This is a genomic window from Haloferax sp. s1, assembly GCF_058382125.1.
This window is the reverse complement of record NZ_JBZRPK010000475.1, coordinates 1-5,351: the sequence shown is the minus strand read 5'-3', so window position 1 is coordinate 5,351 and position 5,351 is coordinate 1. Positions and strand designations below refer to the sequence as shown.

At 59.9% G+C, this 5,351-nt stretch carries 7 protein-coding genes and 1 tRNA gene; 7 read left to right on the top strand and 1 reads right to left on the bottom strand.

The features are described from left to right. The 6 genes from QT222_RS07215 to QT222_RS07190 all read left to right on the top strand — a co-directional run. Positions 1-402: P-loop NTPase (locus QT222_RS07215; protein ID WP_491476770.1), on the top strand; the 402-nt coding region annotated here is incomplete at its 5' end. Then, positions 399-686 carry a DUF7976 family protein gene (locus tag QT222_RS07210; RefSeq protein WP_004060279.1) on the top strand — a complete coding sequence of 96 codons (288 nt, stop codon included), beginning with the start codon at positions 399-401 and terminating at the stop codon, positions 684-686. The genes QT222_RS07215 and QT222_RS07210, both read left to right, overlap by 4 nt. Positions 687-943: 257 nt before the next feature. Next, positions 944-1,579 (top strand): uracil-DNA glycosylase, encoded by a 636-nt coding sequence (locus QT222_RS07205; protein ID WP_491476769.1) that lies wholly within the window; start codon positions 944-946, stop codon positions 1,577-1,579. 53 nt (positions 1,580-1,632) lie between these two features. Then, positions 1,633-2,388 (top strand): TIGR04282 family arsenosugar biosynthesis glycosyltransferase, encoded by a 756-nt coding sequence (locus QT222_RS07200; protein ID WP_004060284.1) that lies wholly within the window; start codon positions 1,633-1,635, stop codon positions 2,386-2,388. Positions 2,389-2,434: 46 nt separating this feature from the next. Continuing rightward, positions 2,435-2,518: transfer RNA gene (locus tag QT222_RS07195), tRNA-Ser, on the top strand. A 758-nt stretch (positions 2,519-3,276) separates the two neighbouring features. Beyond that, positions 3,277-3,597, top strand: a complete 321-nt coding sequence (locus QT222_RS07190) for a DUF5785 family protein (protein ID WP_004060286.1) — start codon at positions 3,277-3,279, stop codon at positions 3,595-3,597. A 34-nt stretch (positions 3,598-3,631) separates the two neighbouring features. Here the strand turns inward: QT222_RS07190 and udk are convergent, their stop codons facing one another. Then, positions 3,632-4,327: a uridine kinase gene (gene udk / locus QT222_RS07185; protein WP_004060288.1), complete on the bottom strand. Its 696-nt coding sequence runs from the start codon at positions 4,325-4,327 to the stop codon at positions 3,632-3,634. 186 nt (positions 4,328-4,513) lie between these two features. Between udk and QT222_RS07180 the strand changes: the two genes are divergently transcribed. Beyond that, a partial coding sequence (locus tag QT222_RS07180) for a type 1 periplasmic-binding domain-containing protein (protein WP_491476768.1) occupies positions 4,514-5,351 on the top strand: 838 nt, incomplete at its 3' end.

Sequence of the window (5,351 nt, the reverse complement as noted above, 5' to 3'; positions counted from 1 at the left end):
CAACTGACGATTCTCCAGACGCTCCCGCTTACCGGCGCAGTTATCGTCACGACACCGCAGGACGTCGCCCTCGACGACGCCAACAAGGGGCTTCGGATGTTCGGCAAGCACGATACGAACGTCCTCGGCATCGTCGAGAACATGAGCACGTTCCGCTGTCCCGACTGCGGGAACAACCACGACATCTTCGGCGCGGGCGGTGGCCGCGAGTTCGCCGCTTCGAACGAACTCCCGTTCCTCGGCGCGCTCCCCCTCGACCCGGCCGTCCGCGAAGGCGGCGACGGCGGGCAACCCATCGTCCTCGAAGACGAGAACGAGACCGCTGATGCCTTCCGCGTGATGACCGAAAACGTGGCCGACATGGTCGGTATCGTCCAGCGACGGAGTGTTAGCGAGAAATGAGCGACGAGGAGCGACCTCACGATGAGACGCCCGCGGACGAAGTCGACTGGGAGATGGCCCCCGACTCGGACGCCGAGTTCCCCGCAAACCCCGAGAAGGTCGAACTCCTCCGCGAGGTCGCAGACGATATTTACGGCGACTCTTCGGAGAGCAAGCAGGTGTCGGCCATCCTCTACCGCGTGAGCGACCTCTACGACCCCGACGGCGACACCTCGCCGGAGGAGATATACCTGAACGTCCGTCATATCATGGATATCAAGGCGCAGGGCGGTCTCGACCGCTGATAAAGCGGGAACAACAGATTCGACTGCTACGAGTTCGACCGCGACGAGTCCGGCGACGCTCGATTTCACATTCGCTTACTGAGAAACAGCTGTTTTTCCCGTCGAAGCTATCCCTGCGGTTTCAGATACTACTCTGTCGTCTGTTCACTTTCACTACGCACCTCGAACACGGGCTGGTTGGTGTGAGAGGGTACGTCCTCACCAGAAGAGACTGCACAGACCGGGCCGGTTTTGGTTCTAGAGCCGAATCCATACCTGTGGACGCACACCAACGCCAGTTCCGGAACCCCTTCTCGATGGACACCGACTGCACCAACTGCTCGGGCCTCTGCGAGGTCCGCGAGCAGGGCGTCCACGGCTACGGCGACGTGGGGGCGGAGTTCCTGTTCGTCGGCCAGTCCCCCTCTGCGAGTGCAGAGCGGACGGGCGTCCCCTTCACCGGTGACGACGCTGGCGAACGGGTTCAGCGCATCCTCGGTGAACTCGGGTTCTCGCGGTCCGAGCCGGACGCCGAAGAGCCGGACGTACAGAACGTCTTTCTCACGTATCTGACCCGCTGTCACCACCCCGAGCGAGGACCGGAAGAAACCGAGGTTTCGACCTGCGAGCCGTACTTGAACGCCGAGGTTCGGATGATAAACCCGCACATCATCGTTCCCGTCGGGCAGGCTGCACTGGAGGCGCTCGCGTTCGATTACACCACGCGCGCGGCGGATAGCTTCGACATCGACGCGGAGCACGCGACGACCATCCGCGGGCGCGGGTTCGAACTGGTCCCGATGAAGAAACCGGAACAACAGACTGACGCGGAGACTGAGGCGTTCGTCGAACACGTCCGTGAGTCGGTCTTCGGCCGAGACTATCGACAGACGAAAGGACGACAGAGTCGCTGAGACGGCGGTCGATAAGCGGCGGGTTCAAGGGTTTCCCGGCGTGAGAAGAGACCATGACCGTCATCGCCGTACTCGCCGAACCGCCGCGGCCCGGACTGGTTCTCTCTGACCTCGCGGAGACCAGCCCCCTGTCGGAAGACGAAGCCGCAGCGCTCTACGCCGCGATGCTCAAGGACATCTGTACCGCCGTAGAGCGGTCGGGCGGCGACTTACTCGTGAACTACCGACCGGACGACCAACTTCCCGAGGAGTTCGTCGCCGAACACTCCGCGGAGGCCGAGATTCGAAGCGTCGTCGCCGACGCTCTCGGTGGAACCGGCGACGTGCGCTTCGAGCCACAGGTCGGGTCGACGTTCGCCGCACGCGCGGGTAACACCGTTTCGCACCTTCTAAACGAAGAGGAAGTCCACTCGGTCGCAGTCGCTCGACCAGTCGTCCCGCTTTTGGGTCGCACGCACATCGACAGCGCGGCGATGAAGCTCCGCAGTACGCCGGTCGTCCTCGGTCCGTCGACGGAAGGACGGGTCTACTTCTCCGGGTTCCGCGAGCCGATTGACTTCACCGATGCGTACGAGACGCCGGAAATCGAGACACTCGCCGAGTGCGCCGACGACGCCGACCGCAATCTCGATTACATCCCGATGCTTCCGGTCCTCGAAACGGGTGCCGACCTCGCAACCGTCGTTCCGATGCTTCGCTCGCGTGTCGAGGCGGAGCGCGTCGTTCCCGAGCACACGACGACGTTCGTCTTCGACCACGGGCTTCGCGTCGAGGAGACAGACGGCGTGTTGGAACTCGTCCGCGGCTAACGAAAGCGACAACTCTTAGGTACCGGAATCAAAATTGTCGTGCGAAGGTGGGATGGCGGAGCGGCCTAACGCGCCTGCCTTGAAAGCAGGTTTCCTCACGGAATCCTGGGTTCAAATCCCAGTCCCACCGCATTCTGACGCGAACAACCCGGCGAGCACCGCGTAGCGTGTGCTCGCCTCCGTGAGCGTCTGAATCGGTCCACTGTGGATTTGAAGCAGCGAGCAACGCGAAGCGTTGCGAGTGAGGTTCAAATCCCAGTCCCACCGCATTCTAACAATATCTTGGATTCCTGACTTTTATAATTGCTGAAGTGGTATCGATAGGCATGGCATTAATTGTCAATTGTGTGGACGTAGAATCGAAACCTCAAGACTGCCGAGATATTCAGTCAATTGGATTGTCGGACGGTATGGGGCAAAAAACACCTGCGGAGGTGTACGACTTGATTGAGAACAAAGGACGTGACGTTGTAGTAGAACACAACGGTAGGAGGACAAAAGTTCGTAGTGCAACGCGCGGAACGACGAAATACGTCCGTACCAAGTCAAACGATACAAAAGACGATAATCTGCTAAAACAATCGAGTTGCTGAGAGACCCTGAACAAAACTGTGGTTTTCTGAGGAACCTCAGTAGTAGTTCGGACACAAAGCACCGCGTAGCGTGTGCTCGCCTCCGTGAGCGTCTGAATCGGGAACGGCTGGGATTTGAACGAGACGAGTCGCAACCCGAGCGAAGCGAGGGACCGTCTCGGCGTTGTTCACAATCCCAGTCCAACCAGAAATCACCGCAAAGTAACCGCGACCTACTGACTCTTCCAACCCAATCCCCCATGACAGATTTCCACAAATGCGTAACGGCTTTGAATCGGCCTGCCAACACTCGGGTATGGATTGGCCACACGACCCGGACGGCGAAGAAGGGAGCGAAGGCGGACGCAAGTACGGCCAGGCAGTCATCGCGAAGAAGGTCGACGAAGACGAGGACTTCCCGCTGAACAAAGCGGAGTTCGTCGAGGAGTACGGCGACCACCCCATTCGACTCGACTACGAGCGCGTCGTCTCGCTCGCAGACATCTTCGAACACGTCGAAGGCGAGGAGTTCGGCGACTTCATCGAACTCCACAAGGCCGTCGGCAAGGCGATGCGCGAAAACGACTTCTGGTTCTACGAAGGCGCAGAACAGTTCGTCACGAGTAACACGGCGTAATCGTCGCCGCAAGCACGGACTTCCAACCGAGCGATTAGCTGTCGGACTTCTCGTACGAGGCTCGTTCTTGTACTTCCCGTTCGATAGCGTCTCGTTCCCACGTGCGCGTCTCGTCGCCTTCGACTTCGGCCTGAACCTTCTCTTCGAGAAGCGTCACGGCGACGCTGTTTGCACCCTCGGGGATGATGAGGTCCGCGTGCTTCTTCGTCGGCTCGATAAACTGCTCGTGCATCGGCTTGACCGTCGAGAGATACTGGTCGATGACGCCCTGAAGGTCGCGTCCGCGGTCGATGGCGTCGCGCTGGATGCGCCGAAGGATACGAACGTCGGCGTCGGTTTCGACGTACAGACGCAGGTCGAGCATCTCGTTGACGTCCTCGTCGTAGAGCGCGAGAATCCCCTCCAGAATGATAACGTCGGTGGGTTCGACGGTCACTCGCTCCGGTTTTCGGTTGTGAACCTCGAAATCGTACTGCGGCATCTCCACGGACCGCCCTTCGAGCAGTTCGGATAACTGGTCGTACAACAGGTCCCATTCGAACGCCGACGGGTGGTCGTAGTTCATCTGCTCCCGCTCGGCCATTTCGAGGTGACTCTGGTCTTTGTAGTAGTTGTCAATCGGAATCCGCGTCACGGATTCACCGACGTTCTCCGTGATGAGTCGGGCCACGGTCGTCTTCCCGGCACCACTGCCCCCGGCGATGCCGATGACGAACGACGGAATAGTCATCTACCGAAAGACACCCCGGAAAACGTTTGAACGCAGCGATTCACGCTTTTCGCGGAGATGGTATATAAAACATAGTGATAGAGTATGTCAACCAGCCAATGCTCGTACCGCTGTCCACCGCAATTACTACTGGTTTCTGAATAGCGGTAGTTAAATTTATAAACCACCCTTCCCATGCCATTTCACATGGTACGTGATATCGTACGCCGTGACTTCCTCAAGGGAGTGGGAGCCGCGGGCGCAGCAGGTTTGACTGGCTTATCGGGATGCATCGGTGGCGGCGGTGGTGGCGGTGGCGACGGCCCAGGAGGGCTTGTCGTCATCGGCTACCCAGAAAGTGGTATTCAACTGTTCCGCGACTACTACAGCGCTTCCGAGGGGAACGAAGAAATTCTGGTTCCTGACGGACTCCGCTCCGGGTCGATGCCCGGACAGGTCGGCAACGACATGGCGAACGTCACCGGGACGGCACCGGCAGCAGGCGGCCCGAACCAAGAGACGTTCAACCAACTGTTCCAAGACGAGTACAACGCGGCACCCGGCGTCTTCACTTCGCAGTGTTACGACTCCGTGGCGGTCCAACTCCTTGCGAACGCCGCGGCCGGTGAGAACTCCGGACCGGCAATCAAAGACCAGATGCGCCGGATGGCCAACCCCGGCGGTATGACCGTCGGCCCAGACAATCTCGTCGAGGGTATCGAGGCGGCCGCAAACGGCGAAGACATCAGTTACGAAGGGGCGTCATCTTCGGTCAACTTCGACAAGAAGGGCGACCCAGCAGAGGCGTCCTACGCCATCTGGGAGTTCGACGCAGCGAACAACGCAACGACGGAAGTTGACAAACAACCCTTCGCGGGCGAAAACCCCGACGGGGCGGGACCGGCGGCCGACAGCGGCCCCGGCGGCACTGACCGCGAACTCGACGTGGGTATTCTGCTCCCGGAGACCGGCGACCTCGCAGCAGTCGGTCAGCCGATGATTCAGGCTGCCCAGATTCCAGTCAAGCAGGTCAACGATGCCAATC